Origin of the sequence: Stappia sp. (assembly GCF_048268045.1) — a bacterium.
Taxonomy (GTDB): Bacteria; Pseudomonadota; Alphaproteobacteria; order Rhizobiales; family Stappiaceae; genus Stappia.
The window spans coordinates 452,876-473,845 of the sequence record NZ_JBLWWG010000002.1; the positions used below are offsets into that span (position 1 = coordinate 452,876).

General features: G+C 66.9%; 18 protein-coding genes and 1 tRNA gene. 11 read left to right on the top strand and 8 right to left on the bottom strand.

Features of this window, described 5'->3' with window-relative positions; translation table 11 throughout:
• Nucleotides 1-81 precede the first annotated feature (81 nt).
• From ACN0WF_RS04655 to ACN0WF_RS04665, 3 genes are all read left to right on the top strand, one after another.
• Entirely contained in the window at nt 82-1,212 is a 1,131-nt protein-coding gene (locus tag ACN0WF_RS04655; protein WP_417771612.1) for a M20/M25/M40 family metallo-hydrolase, read from the top strand.
• Between the two features lie 153 nt (nt 1,213-1,365).
• On the top strand, nt 1,366-2,376 hold the full coding sequence (locus ACN0WF_RS04660; protein WP_417771613.1) for a TAXI family TRAP transporter solute-binding subunit: 1,011 nt from the start codon (nt 1,366-1,368) through the stop codon (nt 2,374-2,376).
• A 115-nt stretch (nt 2,377-2,491) separates the two neighbouring features.
• Nucleotides 2,492-4,558, top strand: coding sequence for a TRAP transporter permease (locus ACN0WF_RS04665; RefSeq protein WP_417771716.1), 2,067 nt, complete (start codon nt 2,492-2,494; stop codon nt 4,556-4,558).
• 101 nt (nt 4,559-4,659) lie between these two features.
• On the opposite strand, the gene ACN0WF_RS04670 is transcribed toward ACN0WF_RS04665, so the two are convergent.
• Nucleotides 4,660-7,728 (bottom strand): autotransporter domain-containing protein, encoded by a 3,069-nt coding sequence (locus ACN0WF_RS04670; RefSeq protein WP_417771614.1) that lies wholly within the window; start codon nt 7,726-7,728, stop codon nt 4,660-4,662.
• A 499-nt stretch (nt 7,729-8,227) separates the two neighbouring features.
• Between ACN0WF_RS04670 and ACN0WF_RS04675 the strand changes: the two genes are divergently transcribed.
• Nucleotides 8,228-8,953, top strand: a complete 726-nt coding sequence (locus ACN0WF_RS04675; RefSeq protein WP_417771615.1) for a hypothetical protein — start codon at nt 8,228-8,230, stop codon at nt 8,951-8,953.
• On the opposite strand, the gene ACN0WF_RS04680 is transcribed toward ACN0WF_RS04675, so the two are convergent.
• Nucleotides 8,937-9,548, bottom strand: coding sequence for a GNAT family N-acetyltransferase (locus tag ACN0WF_RS04680; RefSeq protein WP_417771616.1), 612 nt, complete (start codon nt 9,546-9,548; stop codon nt 8,937-8,939). The two genes, ACN0WF_RS04675 and ACN0WF_RS04680, sit on opposite strands and share 17 nt — an antisense overlap.
• A 209-nt stretch (nt 9,549-9,757) precedes the next feature.
• Nucleotides 9,758-9,833, bottom strand: a tRNA-Ala gene (locus tag ACN0WF_RS04685).
• Nucleotides 9,834-10,067: 234 nt separating this feature from the next.
• Between ACN0WF_RS04685 and ACN0WF_RS04690 the strand changes: the two genes are divergently transcribed.
• From ACN0WF_RS04690 to folD, 3 genes are all read left to right on the top strand, one after another.
• Nucleotides 10,068-10,358, top strand: coding sequence for a YggT family protein (locus ACN0WF_RS04690; protein ID WP_417771617.1), 291 nt, complete (start codon nt 10,068-10,070; stop codon nt 10,356-10,358).
• Nucleotides 10,359-10,365: 7 nt separating this feature from the next.
• Complete coding sequence (locus ACN0WF_RS04695) at nt 10,366-10,707, top strand: DUF167 family protein (protein ID WP_417771618.1); 342 nt, start codon at nt 10,366-10,368, stop codon at nt 10,705-10,707.
• 81 nt (nt 10,708-10,788) lie between these two features.
• Entirely contained in the window at nt 10,789-11,685 is an 897-nt protein-coding gene (gene folD / locus ACN0WF_RS04700) for a bifunctional methylenetetrahydrofolate dehydrogenase/methenyltetrahydrofolate cyclohydrolase FolD (protein ID WP_417771619.1), read from the top strand.
• Nucleotides 11,686-11,766: 81 nt separating this feature from the next.
• Here folD and ACN0WF_RS04705 read toward each other — a convergent pair whose 3' ends face one another.
• Both ACN0WF_RS04705 and rpmB read right to left on the bottom strand, forming a co-directional pair.
• Nucleotides 11,767-12,429 (bottom strand): VUT family protein, encoded by a 663-nt coding sequence (locus ACN0WF_RS04705; RefSeq protein WP_417771620.1) that lies wholly within the window; start codon nt 12,427-12,429, stop codon nt 11,767-11,769.
• A gap of 176 nt (nt 12,430-12,605) precedes the next feature.
• The gene (rpmB, locus tag ACN0WF_RS04710) at nt 12,606-12,911 is read right to left on the bottom strand and encodes a 50S ribosomal protein L28 (RefSeq protein ID WP_417771621.1); all 306 of its coding nucleotides are present in this window, start codon (nt 12,909-12,911) and stop codon (nt 12,606-12,608) included.
• 455 nt (nt 12,912-13,366) lie between these two features.
• Here rpmB and ACN0WF_RS04715 point away from each other — a divergent pair, with 455 nt between their 5' ends.
• The 3 genes from ACN0WF_RS04715 to ACN0WF_RS04725 all read left to right on the top strand — a co-directional run bounded on the left by ACN0WF_RS04715 (nt 13,367) and on the right by ACN0WF_RS04725 (nt 16,767).
• The gene (locus tag ACN0WF_RS04715; protein ID WP_417771622.1) at nt 13,367-14,218 is read left to right on the top strand and encodes a DUF3108 domain-containing protein; all 852 of its coding nucleotides are present in this window, start codon (nt 13,367-13,369) and stop codon (nt 14,216-14,218) included.
• 159 nt (nt 14,219-14,377) lie between these two features.
• On the top strand, nt 14,378-15,331 hold the full coding sequence (locus tag ACN0WF_RS04720) for an acetyl-CoA carboxylase carboxyltransferase subunit alpha (RefSeq protein ID WP_417771623.1): 954 nt from the start codon (nt 14,378-14,380) through the stop codon (nt 15,329-15,331).
• A gap of 200 nt (nt 15,332-15,531) precedes the next feature.
• Nucleotides 15,532-16,767, top strand: coding sequence for a L,D-transpeptidase family protein (locus ACN0WF_RS04725; protein ID WP_417771624.1), 1,236 nt, complete (start codon nt 15,532-15,534; stop codon nt 16,765-16,767).
• 13 nt (nt 16,768-16,780) lie between these two features.
• On the opposite strand, the gene ACN0WF_RS04730 is transcribed toward ACN0WF_RS04725, so the two are convergent.
• From ACN0WF_RS04730 to ispG, 3 genes are read right to left on the bottom strand one after another with little or no spacing between them, the layout of a single operon-like run.
• Complete coding sequence (locus ACN0WF_RS04730) at nt 16,781-17,503, bottom strand: DUF429 domain-containing protein (protein WP_417771625.1); 723 nt, start codon at nt 17,501-17,503, stop codon at nt 16,781-16,783.
• 14 nt (nt 17,504-17,517) lie between these two features.
• The gene (pdxY, locus tag ACN0WF_RS04735; protein ID WP_417771626.1) at nt 17,518-18,402 is read right to left on the bottom strand and encodes a pyridoxal kinase; all 885 of its coding nucleotides are present in this window, start codon (nt 18,400-18,402) and stop codon (nt 17,518-17,520) included.
• Entirely contained in the window at nt 18,399-19,676 is a 1,278-nt protein-coding gene (gene ispG, locus ACN0WF_RS04740) for a flavodoxin-dependent (E)-4-hydroxy-3-methylbut-2-enyl-diphosphate synthase (RefSeq protein ID WP_417771627.1), read from the bottom strand. Before ispG ends, pdxY begins: the two co-directional genes overlap by 4 nt.
• Before the next feature lie 299 nt (nt 19,677-19,975).
• On the opposite strand from ispG, the gene ACN0WF_RS04745 reads away from it, so the two are divergent.
• The gene (locus tag ACN0WF_RS04745; protein ID WP_417771628.1) at nt 19,976-20,896 is read left to right on the top strand and encodes a 4-hydroxy-3-methylbut-2-en-1-yl diphosphate synthase; all 921 of its coding nucleotides are present in this window, start codon (nt 19,976-19,978) and stop codon (nt 20,894-20,896) included.
• Nucleotides 20,897-20,970 lie beyond the last annotated feature (74 nt).

Genomic DNA, 20,970 nt, shown 5'->3' on the forward strand with positions numbered 1-20,970 from the left:
GCCGGCCGCGCGCAGCGCGCGCGGTCCGAGCCCGCCTCCATCGGAGGCGGGCACCGATCCCTGTCACACCGGAAGCACGCCATGACCTTCAAGGACCTGCCGTTCAACACCGACGCCATCCTCGCCGGCCTCAAGCCCTGGGTGGAATGCGAGAGCCCGACCTTCGACGCGGCCGCCGTCGACAGGATGATGGATCTTGCCGCTTACGATCTCGCCGTCGCCGGCGCGAGCATCGAGCGCATTCCCGGTCGCATGGGCTTCGGCGGCTCGGTGCGTGCCACCTTCCCGCACAAGGACGCGGGCAAGCCCGGCATCCTCGTTTCCGGCCATCTCGACACGGTGCATCCGCTCGGAACGCTGGAGAAGCTGCCGTTCCGCATCGAGGAGAACCGGTGCTATGGCCCGGGTATCCTGGACATGAAGGGCGGCAATTACGTCACCGTCGAAGCGCTTCGCCAGATCGCGCTTGCCGGCCTCGAGACGCCGCTTCCCGTCACCGTGCTGTTCACCCCCGACGAGGAGGTGGGCACCCCCTCGACGCGCGATCTGATCGAGCGCGAGGCGGCGAAGAACAAATACGTGCTCGTCCCCGAGCCCGCCCATCGTGATGGCTCGGCTGTAACCGGGCGCTACGCCATCGCACGCTTCAACCTGCGGACCACGGGTCGCCCGAGCCATGCCGGCTGGGCACTCGCCGACGGACGCTCGGCAATTGCGGCCATGGCGCGCAAGATCCTCGAGATCGAGGCGATGACCACGGAGGACTGCACCTTCAGCGTCGGCGTCGTTCACGCCGGCCAGTGGGTCAACTGCGTTTCCTCGTTCTGCGACGCGGAGGTGCTGTCCATGGCCAAGCGCCAGGAGGACCTGGACCGGGGCGTGGAGCGGATGTTGTCGCTTTCGGGCGAGTATGACGACGTGATCGTCGAGGTAACGCGCGGCGTCACCCGTCCCGTCTGGGAGCCGGACGAGGGCACGATGGCGCTCTACGAGATCACCCGCCAGGTCGCCTCGGAGGTCGGCTTCGATCTTTCGCATTGCTCGGCCGGCGGCGGTTCCGACGGCAACTTCACCGGTGCGATGGGCATTCCGACCATCGATTCCATCGGCGTGCGCGGGCGCGATCTCCACACGCTCAACGAGCACATCTACACCGAGAGCCTCGTCGAGCGGGCGCAGCTGATTTCCGGATTGTTGCTGCGTCTCGCCTGACTTTCGCCGGAACCCGCGGAGGCGATGCACCCTGGCGTGTCGTCTCCGCGGGTTTCGCGTGACTGGGGAAGAGCGGCGCGGTTTCCGTTGATGCGCGCGCACAGGAATGCTAACGGAAAGGTTCCGTTAATATTTTCCTTTAGGGAGGCTGAAGTGAAGTCACGTCGCCTAGCATTTATCGGAGCCGTAATCGGCGGTCTCCTCGTCAGCGGCCTTGCGGTTGCCCAGCAGCCGCAGTTTTTCCGCATTGGCACCGGCGGCACCGCCGGGACCTACTATCCGATCGGCGGACTGATCGCGAATGCGATCTCCAGCCCTCCGGGCTCGCGTCCGTGCGACCAGGGCGGTTCCTGCGGCGTTCCGGGTCTGATCGCAACGGCGCTTTCCGCCAACGGTTCGGTCGCCAACGTCAACGCCATTGCCGGCGGGACGCTTGAATCCGGCTTCTCCCAGTCCGACGTTGCCACCTGGGCCTATTCCGGCACCGGCATCTGGACCGACCGCGCCCCGGTCGAGAAGCTGCGCGCCATCGCCAACCTCTATCCGGAGACGATCCATCTGGTCGCTTCCGCCGACAGCGGCATCAAGAGCGTTGCCGATCTTGCCGGCAAGCGCGTCTCTCTCGACGAGCCGGGCTCTGGCACGCTGGTCGACGCCCGTCTCATCCTCGAGGCCTATGGCCTGTCCGAGGACAAGGTCGAGGCGCATTTCCTGAAGCCGGACCAGGCCGCGGAGCGCATGCGCGACGGCGCCATGGACGCCTTCTTCTTCGTCGGCGGCTTCCCGGCGGGCGCCATCGCCGAGCTGGCCAGCCAGCACAAGATCACCCTCGTGCCGATCTCCGGCGATGAGGCTACGGCGATCACCGGCAAGTACACGTTCTTCGCGCCCAACACGGTTCCCGCGGGCACCTATGAGGGGGTCGACGGCGACGTGACGACCCTTTCGGTCGGTGCGCAGTGGATCACCAGCGCCGACCAGCCGGAAGAGCTGATCTACGAGATCACCAAGGCGCTGTGGAACAAGAACACCCGCAAGCTGCTCGATTCCGGCCACCAGAAGGGCCGCCAGATCACGCCGGAGACGGCGCTCGACGGCGTCGGCATCCCGCTGCATCCGGGCGCGGAGAAGTTCTACCGCGAGGCCGGCCTGAAGACCGACTGACGGTTCGAGGGCTCGATCTGAACGATGACAATGCACGACCCGGTTCCGGACGAACCGGGTCGTGCTGTTTTCGGCATCTTCACGCGAGTTTCGCGATCATCACGAGGGACGCACGATGGGGGCGACACCGGACACCGACCGCGCCGAGGCGCTGACGGAACAGGAAATGCAGGCGCTGGAGGAGCGTTTCGACCCGGAGGTGCGGTTCAGACCGCTGCCACCGCTGCTGTCGGGCTTCGCCGCGACAGTGCTCTTCGTACTGTCCTGCTATCACTACTACACTTCCGGCTTCGGAATTCCGCAGGCAACCACCCATCGCGGCGTGCACCTTGCCTTCACGATGGCGCTGATCTTCCTGCTCTTCGCCGCCTGGGGAACTCAGCGTGAGCCCAAGGCCGGTGCCATTCGACCGCTTGGCCTGCCGCTCATCGACTGGGTGCTGGCCATCGCCGGCACGGTCTCTGCGCTTTATGTGCCCTGGATCTTCAACGAGCTTGCCTTCCGGGTCGGTGATCCGCTGCCGATCGACGTGATCATGGGCACGACCCTCATCGTCGTCCTCATCGAGGCGACGCGGCGTGCCATGGGCTGGCCGCTGCCGGTGATTGCGCTGCTGTTCATGGCTTATGCCTATTTCGGCCGGTCGATGCCCGGGATCCTGGCTCATCCCGGCGCGAGCTGGTCCAGCATGGTCAACCACTTCTACCTGACCAGCCAGGGCATCTTCGGAACGCCACTCGGGGTCATCTCGACCTATGTCTTCCACTTCGTGCTGTTCGGTGTCCTGGCCACCCGCATCGGCCTTGGACAGCTCTTCATCGACCTCGCCTCGGCGGTCGCCGGGCGTTATGCGGGCGGGCCGGCCAAGGTGTCGGTGCTGTCCTCGGCGATGCTCGGCTCGATCTCCGGCTCCTCCATCGCCAACACCGTCACGACCGGTTCGCTGACCATTCCGGCCATGATCCGCATCGGGTATCCGCGCCATTTCGCGGCCGCCGTCGAGGCGGCGAGCTCCACCGGCGGCCAGATCACGCCACCGGTGATGGGCGCCGTCGCCTTCCTGATGATCGAGTATCTCGGGGTTCCGCTGACGACGATCCTGACGGCGGCGCTGGTGCCCGCGTTCATGCACTTCTTCGGCGTGCTGGTGCAGGTGCACCTGGAGGCCAAGGCGCGCGGCCTGCGCGGCATGACCAAGGAGGAGTTGCCGGTTGCCTGGGCCGTGTTCAAGGCCGGCTGGCTGACGACGCTGCCGCTCTTCGTGCTCGTCGCAATCCTGCTTTCGGGCCGCACGCCCTATCTCGCCGCCTTCTGGGGCATCACCGCCTGTCTTCTCGTTCTGGCGATCCAGAACCTGCTTCGGCATGACTTGCAAACCGCGGTGCGCGAGAGCGTGCGCGAGGCCTGGGACGGGTTTGTCGTTGGCGCCAAATACTCGCTGTCGGTGACGGCGGCGGCGGCGCTGGTCGGCATCATCATCGGCGTGGTCACGCTGACCGGCGTCGGCTTCAAGATTGCCTATATGGTCACCACGGTCGCTGCCGACTGGGCGCAGAACGTCCATGGCTGGTTCGCGGTGTTGCCCTTCGAGCTGATGGGCGTCTCGACGCTGACGCTGCTGTTCACGCTGATCATGACGGCCGTCGTCTGCATCCTGATGGGCTGCGGCATTCCGACGACGGCCAACTATCTGATCATGATCGCGGTCGCGGCTCCGATCCTCGGCATGCTTGGCGTGCAGCCGCTCGTCGCCCACTTCTTCGTGTTCTATTTCGGCGTGCTTGCCGATATCACGCCACCGGTGGCACTTGCCGCCTATGCGGCGGCCGGCATCGCCGGGGCGAACGCGTTCAAGACGGGCAACACGGCCTTCCGGCTCGGCATGGGCAAGGCGTTGGTGCCTTTCGTCTTCGCCTTCTCGCCGTCGCTGCTGATCGTCGTCGACGGCTTCACCTGGAACGAGTTCTTCCTGGCGACGCTTGGTGCCATGGCGGGCATCTGGATGCTATCGGCGGCCTTCGCCAACTGGTTGTTCGCTCCGCTTCACGCCTATGAGCGGGTGCTGCTGGTGCTGGCGGCGGTCCTGCTTGTGGCGCCGCACCTGGTGGCAACGCTGATCGGCGTTGCTCTGGTCGTTCCCGTCTTCCTTCGCCAGATCCTGGCGAAGCAGCGGACGGCGTGAGACCAGGCCGCGTCTTGCAGCCCTGAAAGGCTCGCCAATCACGAAAAAGCCCCGCTTCCGGATCCCGGAAGCGGGGCTTTTGCTTGTCGTGGCGCCTGATGTCAGAAGCGGGCGCTGATGCGCATGGTGACGGCGTGCTCGCGGGCGTCCTCGGCGATCTGCCCCTTGTAGCCGAGCGCGAAGCGGGCCCGCTCGGCGAGGGCGACGCCGATGCCGGCTTCAAGCAGCGCCGCGTCACGGGCGATGGGCGTTCCGGCGACGGAGAAGGGCGACCCGCCGGCGAAGCTGCTGGTGGCGACCGGCGTCACGTCGCCGAAGGCATGACGCCAGCCGATGGCGCCGGTCAGCTCCAGCGGCAGCGTGCCGAGCGTGACGCTGGTCGCGCCGCGTGCGCCCAGGGTCGAGAACAGCGTGTCCATGTCGGACTTCTGACCCGCCAGCGCGGCCGCGCCACCGGCCTCGTTGAAGCCGTCGGTGCGCAGGCCGATATAGGCCAGGCCGGCGAAGGGCTCGACCTTTGCCGCTCCCATGTCGAAGCTGTAACCGGCCTCGCCGAAGGCCTGCATGGCCCTCGCCCTGTAACCGGCCGTGGGCGTTCCGCCGAGCGCTCCGACGGCGACATTGCGGGAGGTGTCGACGTCGTTCCACGTGTAGGAGAGGCCACTGCGCAGGGCGAGCAGGCCGCTCCCCGCGGCCCACGACGTGCCGCCATAGGCGCCGACATGATAGCTGTCGACGGTTCCCGAGGAGCCGCGTGCCCTGACGTTGATGTCGGTGCGGCCGTAGCCGCCGAAAACGCCGAGGCGGACGCTGTCGAAGGCGTCGAGGTCGGCGCCGATCAGGACGCCGGCGTTGCTGTAGGTCAGCGCCGCGGCATTGCCGTTGCCGTCCTTCGTCGTCCAGCCGCCGAAGCCGCGTGCCCACACGGCCCAGCCGGTCGCGTCCGCGGAAGCGGCGAGCACCTTGCCCGTCGGCGAGCTGCTGCCCGCCGTCGGCGCGTAGCCGAGCAGCGGAGCCGAGGGGCGGACACCGCCGGCGGTGGCCGTGCGCAGCCGGTCGTTGACCGCGTCGCGAAGCTGGCTGCCCGTCTCGATCATCGTCGACTGAAGGCTGGCGTGAATCTCACCGGAGAGGCTGTCGAAGGCGGCCCCGAGAACGGCGGCGTTGTCGGGCAGCACGGCGGCTGCGTCGAAGACGGCATTGCCAAGGCCGAGTGTTTCGACGGCGGCGGCCGCGACCATCTGGTTTGCCGTCGCGACCTTGTCCGCGAAGCTGATGTCGTTGCGCGCGAGCTTGAGGTCGACCGTATAGTTCGTGCGGTCGTAGATGAGCTCCGGCGTCAGGAACGCATAGTCCGATGCAACGTTGTCGAAGGAGCCGGACAGGCCGGTTCCTCCCTCGAGGATCCGGTAGGTCGCTGTCGGGCTGTAGGTTCCCGACAGGCCGATGTGCCGCACGGTGCCGCCATTGATGATGATGGCTCCCGAGGCGATGGTCTTGTCGCTCGCCGCTCCGGCGGGATCGACTTCCACCTCGTAGATGGAGCCGGCATTGAAGGTTGCGTCGCCGGCGACGTTGAGTGTGCCGATGGAGTTGCCCGGGCTGAGAATGCCGCCCGAATTCACCGTGGTCTCGCCCACCGTGCCGGTGCCACCGAGCCGGGCGCCTCCGGACAGCGTTGTCGTCACCGGAGACGCGAAACTGCCGTTGACAATGAGCTTGGCCGTGTTGGCAACGGTGATGCTGCCAAAGTCGATGTTCGAGCCGGTCAGGGTCAGCGCGCCAGACGTGAGATCGAGCGTGTCCGCCTGAACCGCGCCCGACAGCGTCCAGGCCGCGCCGGCCATGGTCAGCGTTCCGAAGCCCTGGAGATCCTCGTCCTCCCTTCCGCTGCCCTTCAGAGTGAGCGTGTCGCCGCTGTCCGCCTTCACCTTGCCGATGATGTTCGAGCCGGTGTCGAGCGTCAGGTCGTAGGATGAGGTTGCGTTCTTGTTGATGGCGTATTCATCCGTGCTCTCGATACGGCCCGAATTGTGGATGGTGGCCTTGGTCGTGCCCGACAGTGTGATCGCGGTGGCGCCCTTGATCGTGCCGGCGTTGATGATCTCGCCGGCTGTCACGTCGGTGAGAAAGACGCCGTGAAGCAGGCCTTCGAGGTTCCCCGTCGCGGTGTTGGTAAGGCTCGCCTCGTCGAGCTTCTGGAACAGGACCGGGTAGTAGGCGGTGCCCGTGATCGAGCCGCTGTTGGTGAGCGTCGCCTTTTGTGTTGTCTGGCCGGCGCTGTTTCCGAAGCGAATGCCTATGGCGCCGGAAATCGTACCGCCTTCGTGGTTGATGGCCGAGCCGCTGTTGTAAAGATAGACGGCGCTGTTCGCGCCATGCAGCGAGCGCGTCGTGATCTCGCCCCAGTTCTCGACACTGCCGCTGCCTTCCTTGATGAAAAGCGCGTTGCTGTCAGAGGTGATCACGCCGGTGGCGCGATTGTAGACGGTGGCGTCGCCCTGAAGCACGATGTGGCCGAGGGAGGATGTGCTGTTCATCAGGCCGGCGTTGTCGACAGTGCCGCCGGAGACAGAGGTCATCTGGGTGATGCCCTGGATGGAGGCGCCCTCCCGATTGATCAGCGACAGACTGCCGGAACCGGCCATGATTGCGGCGAAGCCGCCGGAAATCTGTCCGGAGTTGTCGATGCTGACGCCGTTGATGGAGGAGATGCCGGTACCGCCGGTGGCGTTGTTCGCCTGAACGACGCCCGAGCTGCCGATGGTGATCGTTTCGTCGGCGTAGGAGCCGATGCCCACGCCGTTCGATCCGGTTGCGCTGATCTGCCCGTCGATGTTCATCGTCCAGCCCACGGCCGCCGCTGGAGACGCATCGGAGGAAAGTGCGGCCTGCGAGGGGCCATTGTCGGTGATGGACCCTGTGTTGCTCAGATGAAAGACGCCACCGCCCGCGTGTTCCTGCTCAAGAAAGTACTGGCCGACAATCGCCGTGTCGACCTCGAGGTCGGGCGTCGCGGCCTGGGCGCGCGCCTCCTGCGCCGGCAGCCCGGCCGACATTGCCAGCGCGATCCCCGCGAGCGCCGTGCCGGTGAGCAGACGGGCGCGTATCATGTCTCGCGCCGTCGGCCGGTACGTGCGGGTACAGGCGGTGCGGAATTCCAGCGACATCTTGTTTCCCCCCAATGAGCGAACGCCCGGCCGTCTCGCTTCCGTAATCGGAGGAGGGCGACCCGCCGGCAACCCGAACCGGGGATCGCAACAGGCGTTTTGCATGCGCCTCCTTCGCTTAAAGGACAGGGGATGGCTGCACAATCGGTGGCTGATTTCGGCTCCGTTGAATGAATTTCACGTTGCGGTGCGCACGGGAGGCAGGTCGCTGAAGTCGGGATGCCATTGGACGTAGCGGATTTGGCGCATGCGCGGCGCGAGGCGGACCTGAGGCAGACGTCCTATCCGCCTTGCGCGTGAGAGATTTGTCTTTTTCCGGCTTTTCCTGGGTTAATTTTCCTGGGCGATGTGGTGGGGCTGCAACATTCGCGGGGGATCCTGCCGGCAAATCATTTGGCAGGTGGTTGTTTTTCTGTCGGCGATCAGGATTATGTGAGGTGCCTGCCCTAGGGGCAGTGGAGACGTCGCCTGAACGAACCCCACGGGATGAGGGCACCGCATGAAGCGGCGCATCTTCTGCTTCTGGACCGGTGCCAATGCCATGTCCGAGAACCGGCGGCGCGGGCTTGAGACGCTTACCCGTGTGTCGGAATGCCAGGTCGAGTTTGTCACCGGCGACGACCTTGCGGCTTTTGTTCCTGCCGCCGATCTGCATCCGGCCTATCCCTTTCTCAATCTGGCGCATCGGGCCGACTTCCTGCGCTGCTACGCGATGCTGCGCCACGGTGGCGGCTATGCGGACATCAAGCCCTGCCAGCACTCCTGGGAGCCGGGCTTTGCGGAACTGGAGCGCAATGACCGGCTCTGGGCGGTTGGCTACAGCGAGCCGAACCCGGGCGTCATCTCGAACATGTACAGTTCGAGCCAGCAGCTGGGGGAGCGGTTCGACCGGTCGGCGCGCGCCTACCTGCACCGCAAGTGGCTGCAGCTACACTATCGGGAGTTGATCGGTGGCGGCGCCTTCGTCTTTCGGCCGGCCACGCCGCTGTGCGAACGCTGGTGGGCGGAGATGAACCGGCGGCTCGACCGGCTGCTGCCGGCCCTTCGGGCCAATCCGGCGCGCCTGCCAAAGGAGCGCCCCGGCGATCTGGTTGATGGCGTGCCTTCGCGCTATCCGGTTCCCTGGACGCATATCTTCGGCGACGTCTTCCATCCGCTCGTCATGCGCCATCGACGGCGGCTCAGCACCCGGCTTCCGTCTCCGACTTTCACCGATTACGAGTAGGCGGAATGTGGTGGTCTGCGCCTTGCGAACCCTGCTGTTGCCAGGCGCGCTGCTTCACAAGCCGGATGTCGCCCGCGCCAAGATCCTGTTCGTCTCCCCAGCCAAGGCGGCGATAGAAGCCGGCGGCGCGGGTTGTCTTGCCCGTCTCGAGCCAAATGTTCGCATGACTTTGAAACAGGGCATCTTCCGCGAACCGCACGAGCGCCTTGCCGATCCCCCGGCCTTCATGGGACGGAAGCACGAAGGCCGCGAAAAGCGAGCCCTCGTCCGGGTCGATCATGGAAAACCCGACGATCTGACCATTCTCGACCGCGACCCATGCGCAAGTCGAAGCATTGATCATCTCCGTGATCGAGGCTTCCGTGATGCCCATGTCGGTCAGTTCGGCGACTGTCAGGACATTCTCGGTCACGGAGGTTCTCACGTGGAAGATGCCGGCAACATCGAAAGCAGTGGCGGGTCTTACATGCGTCTGCATGACGGTTCTCGTTTCCAATGGCTGCCTGTTGCGTTTCAAGCCCGCATCGGGCGCGACCGAAGGCTCGGGCCGGTAAATCCGGTCCGCCGGTCCGTGTGGCTGGCTGGCGCCACACATGGCGCGCGGCCCGTCGCGAGGTCATCGGGGTGGAAGGGCTTCATTTCGAAGCACAAGGTGGCAAAGAGAGAGCAGAGCTGCGCACGGCCTTGAGATGATCGGGCGGGTTCTTCCGGTTTATGTCGGGAGACAGTCAAACCGACCGCGCCAGGGCGGCAGTCCCGTGTCAGGCTATTGAATTGAAATGAAAATATAATTCATAAGGAAATTGGTGGAGCCGAGGGGAATCGAACCCCTGACCTCTGCAGTGCGATTGCAGCGCTCTCCCATCTGAGCTACGGCCCCGCTCTATGAGCGTGAGCGGCATTTAGGGGAGGCGAAGGGGGGCTGTCAAGGCCCGTCACCGGCTTCCTGTGCAGAACGCGCGCGGGCCGGGGAGGGGGCGTTAACCGAGCCCCGCTTTATCCGCTGCCTCTGCGTCCGCTGGGCCGGTTGGCGCAGCTGCAAGCTTGCGGGCGCGGGCCGGGGCGGCTACATGAGGGCAGACCCTTCACGATCCGAGCCGGAGCCCTTCCCGACATGCGCGCCATTCTCGACGTCGTCTTCGTGATCCTCAATCTCTACACCTGGGTGATCATCGCAAGCGCAATCTTCTCCTGGCTTTATGCGTTCAACATCGTCAACCCGCGGAACCAGTTCGTGGCGATGATCGGTCAGGCGCTCTACAATCTGACCGAGCCGCTTCTGCGCCCTATCCGCCGCGTCGTGCCTTCCATGGGCGGCCTCGATATCTCGCCGATCGTTCTGCTTCTCGGCATCTTCCTGCTGCAGCGGGTGATCGCCTATTACGTCTATCCTTACGTCTACTGAGGCCGCGATGACCGGCGAGCCGTGCCCCTGGGAGACGCTTCCGGATGGAGTGCGGCTCAGCGTGCGCGCCACGCCCAATGCCTCGCGCGACGAAATCGAGGGCGTTTCGGTGCTGGCCGACGGGCGCGCTGTGCTCAAGGTGAAGGTGCGCGCCGTGCCCGACAAGGGGGCGGCCAATGCGGCCGTCGGCGCTCTGCTGGCGAAGCGCCTGGGGCTTGCCAAGAGCGCCGTCCGTCTCTCGTCCGGATCCACGGCGCGGCTCAAGCAATTCCGTCTCGAGGCCGGCGATGACGCGGAGCGGCAACGTCTTGTCGCTCTGCTTGCCGATTTCGCGCATCCATCCGGCTAGTCTTCGCCCGGTGGCCCCCTTGCCGGCGTCCGCGCGAGGCCCGTTCCCTTTTCTTTCCGACATGCGATACCCGGAGGTTCCATGACCGCTTCCCTGATCGATGGCAAGGCACGAGCCGCCCGGTTGCGCGCCGGCGTGGCGGATGCCGTGGCCAAGCTGCGCAAGAACGAGGGGCTGCGCCCCGGTCTTGCCGTCGTGCTGGTCGGCGAGGATCCGGCAAGCCAGGTCTATGTGACCAACAAGGTGCGCCAGACCGAAGAGTGCGGCATGCGCTCCATCGAGCACCGGCTGCCAGCGGACACCCGCCAGGCCGATCTTCTGGCGCTCGTGCACAAGCTCAACGCCGATCAGGGTGTCGATGGCATTCTCGTGCAGATGCCGCTGCCCGCCCAGATCGACACCGACGAGGTGGTGCTGGCCATCGATCCGGCGAAGGATGTCGACGGCCTCCATCCGCAGAATGCAGGGCGCATTGTGCTCGGCCGCTCGGGGCTCGTGCCCTGCACGCCGCAGGGCTGCGTCATCCTCGCCAAGGAAGCGCTCGGCGGCGATCTTACCGGTCTCGATGCGGTGGTGCTCGGTCGCTCCATTCTCGTCGGCAAGCCGGTGGCGCTGCTGCTTCAGAACGAGAACTGCACGGTGACCATGGCCCATTCGCGCAGCCGCGATGTCGAGGCGCTGTGCCGCCGTGCAGATTTGCTGGTCGCCGCGGTCGGCCGGCCGGAGATGGTGCGCGGGAGCTGGATCAAGCCGGGCGCGACCGTCATCGACGTCGGCATCAACCGCATTCCGGCGCCCGAGCGTGGCGAGGGCAAGACCCGGCTGGTCGGCGATGTCGCCTTCGCCGAGGCGCGCGAGATTGCGGGTGCGATCACGCCGGTGCCCGGAGGTGTCGGGCCGATGACGATTGCCTGCCTGCTCGCCAACACGGTGGTCGCCGCCTGCCGCCGGCGCAAGCTGCCGGTTCCGCAAATGTGAGTGAGCCCGTGCGGCGCGCGGAAAGAGAAAAGGCCGGTCCCTTGCGGGCCGGCCTTTTTCGTGCGCACGCGCGGTGTCGCCTCAGGCGTTGCTGGGGGCGGGCGTGACCGAAAGCCAGGCCAGCAGGAGCCGGTAGGGCAGGAGCAGCAGCGTGGCGACCAGCAGCTTGACCGAGAGGTCGCCGGCTGCCCAGGACAGCCAGCGCGGCACCTCGAGGGCGAACACGCCGAGGAAGGGGGCCGTGCCGGTGGCGAACGCGTCGCCGAAGCCCAGCAGCGGGGTCGCGGCGGCGGCGAAGGCGATGCCGAAGAAGAGAGCCGTGTCGAGCACGGAGGCGATCAGCGAGGAGGCGACCGGCGCCTTCCACCAGGCCTGCCGGCGCATGCGGTTGAAAATGGCGATGTCCAGCATCTGGGCGCAGAGGAAGGCCGAGCCCGAGGCGATGGCGATGCGCGGCGTGGCGAGCCAGACCGACAGGACGACGGCGAGGGCGAAGCCGACCAGCACCACCTTGCGCGCCGCCTGGGGGCCGAAACGGCGGTTGGTCAGGTCGGTGACCAGGAAGGCGGCCGGATAGGTGAAGGCGCCCCAGGTCAGCAGGTCGGCAAGCTCTAGGCCGCCAAATGTGGCGATGACCGGATACTGGACCAGGATATTCGAGGCGACGACGACGACGGCCATGGCGGCCACGGCCACCAGCGCGCGGGGTGCGGTGAAGCGGGAAATGGGCTGGTCCAGGGGCATGCGGGGTCTGTCTCCGGCAGGGGGGCGCGAAAGGCCGGCAATCCGCCGGCGCGAGGCGCACCGCAAACGCCAAAAGGAGGCGCCATGGCGCCTCCGGCAGTCGCCGCGATCACGCGATCACGGCTGTTCGTGTGTCCTGTCGCCTCCGCGCCGTCGTCGGGCGCGGAGAAGCGCAATCAGGCCGCTGCTGCTGCCGAGGTCTCGGCCAGACGGCGGCGGATCTCGGTGCGCAGGATGCGTGCCTTCGGCGACAGCTCGCTCTCGGCAGCCTTCAGAAGGAAGGCGTCGAGGCCGCCGCGATGCTCGACGGACCGCAGGGCATGCGCGGAAATGCGCAGCTTGTAGGTCGCGCCGAGAGCGTCGGAGATGAGCGACACGTTGCACAGGTTCGGCAGGAACCGGCGACGGGACTTGTTGTTGGCGTGGCTGACGTTGTTACCGGTCATCACGTCCTTGCCGGTCAGTTCGCAACGGCGGGCCATGGGACACCTTCTTGTTTTCGTCTGATCGTTGCCGATCGTTGGTCGTCTGTTCGCAGCTTGCAAGGCTTGCTGCGGGCGGTTCGATTGCGGGAGATCCCGCCATACACAACTACCGCTTCCCTCGCGAACCCGATCCGGTCCGGCGAAAGGCTCGCGGCAATGGATGAAAAGTCGGCCTGCTATAAGGAACCTCCACCGCGCCGTCAAGAGCGATACGCGCCGGCATGGCAAGGGATCCTCCCGTCCCGGCTCCGCGTCGCCGGCCTTTCTGTGCCGGGTGGCCCGCATTTGGCGGCAATCATTTGCAGTCCATTAACCATGCGGTTACCGTGCCACGGGACAATGGCCGTGAAATGTTCCCCGGTGTCACGGCTGTCCGTCGCGGCGGGGAGTCTCGAGTTTCATCGCGTTTCAAGCGGTCGGCCCCACCGGGGCGCGGCCCGGATGAGGGTCCGATGTTCAAAGATGTCTTCGCGAAGGGGCGCCGCGCCGGGCGGGCGACGGCCGCTGTTGCCGCAGGCCTCCTGCTGTGTTCCCTGCCGGCCGGACCGGCGGCGGCGGAGACCACGCGGCTCGGAGGTGTCTACGACATTTCCGTTTCCGGGCTGACGATCGCGCGCGGGTCGCTGTCGCTGGTCGTTCAGGGCAATGCCTATTCGGCCAAGGCCGGCATGGAGCCGGCGGGCATTGGTACGCTGTTTTCCTCCGGAAAGGGCGGGGCGGAAGCCTCTGGCTGGCTCTCCGGCAAGTCGGTACGTCCGGCGCGCTACAAGATGGCGTCGCGCGCCGCCGACCGCGATTTCTTCGTCGATCTGGAGCAGGGCTCCGGCAAGGTGCGCTCCATGCGCGTCACGCCGAAGTTCAAGCCCAACGCGGAGCGCATCAAGGTCACCAAGAAGCACACGCGCGGCGTGGTCGATCCGCTGAGCGCCATTCTGATGCCGATCAGCGCCAGGCGCGGCGACGAGAAGAGCGTGTGCGCGCGCAAGATCCCGGTTTTCGACGGCTGGACCCGTTTCGATATCCAGCTTTCCTACAAGGAGACGCGAGAGGTCTCCGGAAAGGGTTATGACGGGCAGGTGATCGTCTGCTCGGCGCGCTGGATTCCGGTTGCCGGCCACCGCCCGTCGGTGGCGTCTGTCAAGTATATGGCCGAGAACCGGAAGATGGAGGCGTGGCTTGCCCCGCTCGGCGCGGGCAATGTTTATGTCCCCTATCGCATCGAGATGGGCACCAAGAGCGGCACGCTCGTCGTCGAGCCGCGCAAGCTCGATCTCAGCGGTGCGCGCGACCAGGCGACGCGCTGAGGAGGCGGCCTTTCCGGCACCCTCGCGCGCGGATGCTTGCGCGGATGGCTTGACACGGCCGGCCGGTCTCGCCAGTGTCGCGCCGCAATCGGCGGGCGGGCCTTCCTGGGCCTGTCGACCGCCAGATACCGCAGAAGCAGCGCCCGGACCCGACCCCAGATGCACAGTTTCCTTGAGTTTGAAAAGCCCGTCGCCGATCTTCAGGGCAAGGTCCACGAATTGCGCTCCGTCGCCGCTTCGGGCGAGGAAGTCCAGATCGCGGGAGAGATCGAGCGGCTGGAAGAGAAGGCCGATCAGGCTCTCAAGGACATCTATTCCCGGCTGACGCCCTGGCAGAAGACGCTGGTGGCGCGCCATCCGGACCGGCCGCACGCGCTCGATTATGTCACCGGCCTGATCGAGGACTTCACGCCGCTGGCCGGCGACCGCAACTATGCTGAGGATGCGGCGGTGATCGCCGGCATCGGCCGGTTCCGCGGCCGCTCGGTGGCGATCCTCGGCCAGGAGAAGGGCTCCGACACCCAGTCGCGGCTCAAGCACAATTTCGGCATGGCCCGGCCGGAAGGCTATCGCAAGGCCGTGCGCATCATGGCGATGGCCGAGCGCTTTGGCCTGCCGGTGCTCTCCTTCGTCGACACCGCCGGCGCCTATCCGGGTATCGGCGCCGAGGAGCGCGGTCAGGCTGAGGCGATCGCACGTTCGACCGACGCCTGCCTGGCGCTGGGAACGCCGAATGTCGCCATGATCATCGGTGAGGGCGGATCGGGCGGCGCCATCGCCATTGCCTCCGCGAACCATGTGGCCATGCTCGAGCATGCGATCTACAGCGTCGCCTCGCCGGAAGCGGCGGCGACGATCCTGTGGCGCGACGGCGCGCGGGCGCAGGATGCCGCCACCAACATGAAGATCACGGCCCAGGACCTGCTGCAGTTCAAGGTCATCGACGAGATCATCGAGGAGCCGCTCGGCGGCGCGCATCGCGCCAAGGAGATTGTCGTCGACCGGGCCGGAGCGGCCATCGAGGCGGCGCTGGCGGGCTTCGACGGCATGGACGCGGCGGCGATCCGGGCGCATCGGCGCAAGAAGTTTCTGGAGATCGGCCGGAGCCTGTGAGGCTTCGGTTGCGCCTTGCCGCCAAAACGCCAGAATCATCAGGCAGCAGGTAGTCGGCGACGCCTGCCCGTCAGTGCGTCGGCCTCCAGATGATTGCGGCTTGGTAACCTTGCGTCAACCAAACTCCCGGACCCTTGGTCTGCAGTGCGTGGCGTGGCAGGGCAGGCGAGCTGATCGGCGCGAGAGGCGCAAGGAACGACATGAGCATGACGAGCGGCATGGCGCGGAGTTTCGCGGGCTTTGACCTCGGGCGGATGGCCCGCGGTCCGCGCAAGGCGCTTGCCGCGCTGGCGCTTGCGGCCGTGCTGGCTGGATGCCAGGCGGACGAGCTGGGCTACGGCCCCAAGCACATGCGCCCCGTCAGCAGTGAGATCAAGGCGAAGATGACCCGGCTGAGCATGAACATGTCCAGCCCGATCATGCTGCGCATCTTCAAGCAGGAATCGGAGCTGGAGGTCTGGAAGCAGACCAAGTCAGGCCGCTATGCGCTGCTCGACACCTTCGAGATCTGCAAATGGTCCGGCGACCTCGGGCCGAAGAAGAAGGAAGGCGACCGTCAGGCGCCGGAAGGCTTCTACGAGATCACGCCCGGCCTGATGAACCCCAATTCCAGCTATCACCTGTCCTTCAACATGGGCTATCCGAACAAGTTCGACCGGGCCTACGGGCGCACGGGATCGAACCTGATGGTGCATGGCGCGTGTTCGTCGCGCGGCTGCTACGCGATGACCGACGCGCAGGTGCAGGACATCTACGCGCTGGCGCGCGAGAGCTTCAAGGGTGGCCAGCGCACCTTCCAGGTCCAGGCCTTCCCGTTCCACATGACGGCCGAGAACATGGCCAAGCATCGCGACAGCGAGCACTACGACTTCTGGAAGATGATGAAGCGTGGCTACGATCACTTCGAGGTGACGAAGACACCGCCGAAGATCGAGGTCTGCGAGAAGCGCTACGTGTTCGACGCCGTTCCGCTGGTGGAGGGAACACCCTTCCGCGCGACCGCGCAGTGCCCGGCCTTCCAGGTGCCCACGAGCATCGAGACGGCGGTGCTTGCCAAGGAGCGCAAGGATGACGCGGAAATTGCCCGTCTGGTCGAGGCGGAGAAGCGCTCCGAGGAGCGCAAGGCACAGATCGCCGCCTTCTTCGGCAATGACGACGAGACGAAGAATGCGGCTGCGGACGAGGCCCCGACGGGCAGCGTTCCGGCCGGAGCGGTCGCGCCGGCAGCTCCCGCGCCGGCAGCTCCCGCGCAGACGGCAACCGCGCCGATGACGCCGATCCCGTCGAACTCGCCCGCGAACGAGCAGGCCTTCGCGGCTCCGAAGGAAAAGGAATCCGGCGGTTTCTTCGGTCGTCTCTTCTCCGGCGGCTCCAAGACCGAACAGCCGGCCGGCATCGCCGATCCGGCGGCGCCGATCCCTCCCGCCAAGCCTTAGGCCGGCCCGCGTCTCAGGCCCAGATCGCCATGCGCAGGCCCTTGCCGTCGCGTGCGAACGGGGAGGGGAAGGGCTGCGCCCGCGCGCCAGCGATGCGCTCGGCGATCACCGCGTTGACGGCGCAATCGAGCAGGTCGTCGCGCCCGACCCCGGAGGGGCGTGCCTGCTCGAACCAATCCCTCTCGTAGCCATGGCGCACAAGCAGTTCGGCGCGTTCGGCGATGCCGGGCGCGTGGCCTGCCGATTTCTGCTTCTTGGGCAGGGACATCGGGCGTTCGCCGTTCAACCGCCAGAAGGCAAGCTCGGGGTGCACCTCGAAGACGCGGTCTTCCAGGCTCGGAGCCATCAGCGCGTCGATCTCGCGGATGCGCGTGAAGAGGTTGAATGCCTGTTTCGAGACCTTGCGCGGCGGATCCGAGCTTTCCAGTGCGACCCGGCAGGCCTCGCGGTAATCGGTGCAGGCGACGGCGGCGCGAGAGGGCACGGAGAAGACGGAGGACTGGCGCGCGCCAAGGAGGGGGCGCACCGCCGTTTCCGGACCACGGCCGCCGCGCCCGGCGCGATCCGGCAGGCCGATGGGCATGTCGACGGCGAGGACGGACAGGCTCTCGTCGGCGAGGAGTTCCGAAAAATCGGCAAACAGGCGGAAGTCGTGGCGAAGCAGGCCGTCGGTGGTGCGTTCGCGGATGGTCACCGCCCAGCCGGCGCGGCAGCCGTCGATGCCGGCGACCCGCATCGTCGCGACCGCCTTCAGGCGCGCATCGGCGCGTCGAGCACACGCCGGCAGGATACGAGAGCCATCGGCTGCACCAGCGAGGCCTGCTCGCTCGAAATGAGCAGGTCGCGGGCGCCCTGCTTGACCGAGCGCGCGACCATTTCGAAGACGCCGGCGGCGGCCCGTTTTAGCGCCGTCTCGTCGTCGTATCCGGCAAGCAGATTGGTGGTGAGCAGGGATGACATCAGGTCGCCCGTGCCATTGGGGGCATTCGGCACCAGCCCGTGCTCGGCCGCCAGCGCGCCGCGCATGGTGACCAGCAGGTTGGAGACCGAGTTGCGGCGAAGCGCCGGCGCGGAGGTGACGAGCACCCTCGGCAGGCCGAGGCCGCGAGCGGCCGCGATTGCCTGCATTTCTGTCTCGATGGTCTGGCCGGTCATCCAGCGAAGTTCGAACAGGTTGGGCGTGGCGATATCGGCCAGCGGCAGCAACAGGTCGCGGACGGCGGCGGCGGTTTCGGCCGCCACATAGAGCCCGCCCTCGTCGCCGACGACCGGGTCGCAGAGATAGAGCGCGTCCGGGTTGGCCTTTCGCACCGCCGCCACCAGCCGGGCGATGGCCTCGGCCTGGGCGGCGCTGCCCAGGTAGCCGGAAATCACGGCCCCGACATTCGCCAGATTGTCGGCATGGGCGACGTCGTTGGCGAGGGCGTCGAAGCTGGCGTCCGGGGCGACGATGCGCTCGCCGCGCCCCTGGCTCGGGTTCCAGGGCAGCAGGATCGTCGGCAGCAGCCAGACGGCGTGGCCCATGCGCTCCAGCGCAAAGACCGAGACGCGGCTGCCGACCGTGCCGCGCACGACCTGCGAGTTGATGACGAGAACGTCCGGTCTGGCCGCCGGCGGCATCGCGCCGGGCATCATTGGCCTGCCGTCCCGCTCTGGCCGCCGAAGCGGGTGCGGATGTAGTCGTCGACCATCACCTTGAAGTCATCGGCGATGGAGGGCCCCCGCAGGGTTGTCACCTTCTTGCCGTCCACGAACACCGGGGCCGACGGCGTCTCGCCGGTGCCGGGCAGGGAGATGCCGATGTCGGCGAACTTGCTCTCGCCAGGGCCGTTGACGATGCAGCCCATGACGGCGACGTTCAGCGATTCGACGCCGGGGTACTTCTCGCGCCACACCGGCATCTGCTCGCGGATGTTGTCCTGGATGTCGCGGGCCAGCTCCTGGAACACGGTGGAGGTCGTGCGCCCGCATCCCGGGCAGGCGGCGACCACCGGCACGAAGGCGCGGAAACCCATCACCTGCAGCAGTTCCTGGGCGACCTGCACCTCGCGGGTGCGGTCGCCGCCGGGCTCGGGTGTCAGGGAGACGCGGATCGTGTCGCCGATACCCTGCTGCAGCAGGATGCCCATCGAGGCGGCTGAGGCGACGATACCCTTGGTGCCCATGCCCGCCTCCGTGAGGCCGAGATGCAGCGCGTAGTCGCACCGCCGCGCCAGGTCGGCGTAGACGCCGATCAGGTCCTGCACCTGACTGACCTTGGCCGACAGGATGATCTTGTCGCGGCCCATGCCGAGTTCCTCGGCGCGTTCGGCCGACAGCAATCCTGAGCGGATGATCGCCTCGCGCATGACGGCGGCGGCGGAGACCGGGCGTTCGCTGGCGGCGTTCTCGTCCATCAGGTGGGTCAGCAGATCCTGGTCGAGCGAGCCCCAGTTGACGCCGATGCGCACCGGCTTGTCGTGCTTCAGCGCGATATCGATGATCTCGCCGAACTGGCGGTCGCGCTTGTCCTTGAAGCCGACGTTTCCCGGATTGATGCGGTATTTGGCCAGCGCCTCGGCGCAGTCGGGGTGATCGGCGAGCAGCTTGTGGCCGATATAGTGGAAGTCGCCGACAAGCGGGACGTTGACGCCGATGCGTGCCAGCCGGTCGCGGATGCGCGGCACGGCCGCGGCGGCCTCCTCGCGGTCGACGGTGATGCGCACGAGCTCGGAGCCGGCGCTTGCCAGCGCCGAGACCTGGGCCACCGTGCCGTCGATGTCGGCCGTGTCGGTGTTGGTCATCGATTGCACGACGACCGGCGCCCCGCCGCCGACCGTGACGGAACCGACCGCGACCGGTACCGAGGTTCGCCGTCGTGCCGGGCCGAAGCCGTCGTCGCTCACGCTGTCCATGCCGGTGAAATCCATGCCGCCGATCCGTTCGTCTCGTGCCTGCGATGGGGCGCGCGCCTCAAAGGGCGGGCCCCCTGCGAGGCGATTTCCGTTCCGCGGCGCGCGTCTGCGCGACCGCTCCCCGGGCGTCGCCTTCCCGTCGATTGAATAGGGCGCGCCGGCTTCTTTCGCAAGGCCGGCCCTTGCGGCATCGGCGCATTCGCGCTCCAATCCGGCGGATCGCGCCCTTGACCGGGGGGCGGCCCGACCTCATTTCCGGGGACGGGGCGCGTGTCCGCCCGCGATCCACGACAGCGAGATGCACGGATGAGCCCATGTTCCTGATCGTCCTGAGCAGAACGCTGGCCCTGGCGCGCAAGGAACTGGCGACGCTGTTCGCGGCTGGCTGGGGCTACATGCTGTTGCTGGTTGCGCTCAACGCGGCGATCTCCCTGCCGCTGATGCCCGAAGCGGGCTTTGCCACCGGCTCCTACATGGTCGAGCCCATCGCCGCCGGCGACGAGGTGCGGACAGTGGCCTGGCGCGGGCTCGCCATCGTTGCAAACGTGCTGGCTGGTTTTTCCATCGGCGTTGCCTACCTGCGCCGGATCCTGCTCGGGCGGCGGGAGTTCTTTCTCGCGTTCGGCGCGCGCAATGTCTGGGTCGCCTGGAAGCTCGTGGTGCTCGGGCTGATCGGGGCGTTGCTGTTCCTGCCGATCCTGTTCGCCGCTCTGTTGCTGACGCCACTCGTCGGGCCTCTTGCCGCGATCCTGGTGCTGGCGAGCCCCTTCCTGGTCATCCTCGTGGTGCAGCGCCTGTCGCTGGTGCTGCCGGCGATCGCGCTCGACGACGACCTGAGCCTTGGCGATGCCTGGCGGCTCAGCCAGGGCTTCGGGCTGGCGCTGATGGTCGCGGCCATCGCGATCTGGCTGCTTGCCGCGGTCCTTGGCTTCACCTGGTATTTCCTGCTGGGCGTTCTGGGGCTTGTCGCGCCCGACACGCAGACGCTGGCAGTGCTGCATTCGGCGCTGTTTCCCATGGGGGCGATGGTCATCGTCACCTGGCTCTACAGCTCGCTGCTGGCGACCTCCTACGCGCTGGCACGCGAACGCTTCGCCGAGAAGGTCGGCCTTGAACTTGCCGAACGGGAGCGGGCGGAAGCGGTGCGGGCACGGGCGCACAAGCAGCGGGCCGCGGCCGCCGTCTCCTCGGTGCGCGATCTGTCACGCGGACGTCGGCGCGGGGGCAACGGCTGAGCGGGCCGGTGGGCCGGGACGGCCACGCATCTGCTGATTGCAATCCCGGGCCTCTGCGGTTAGGTCAGAATGGC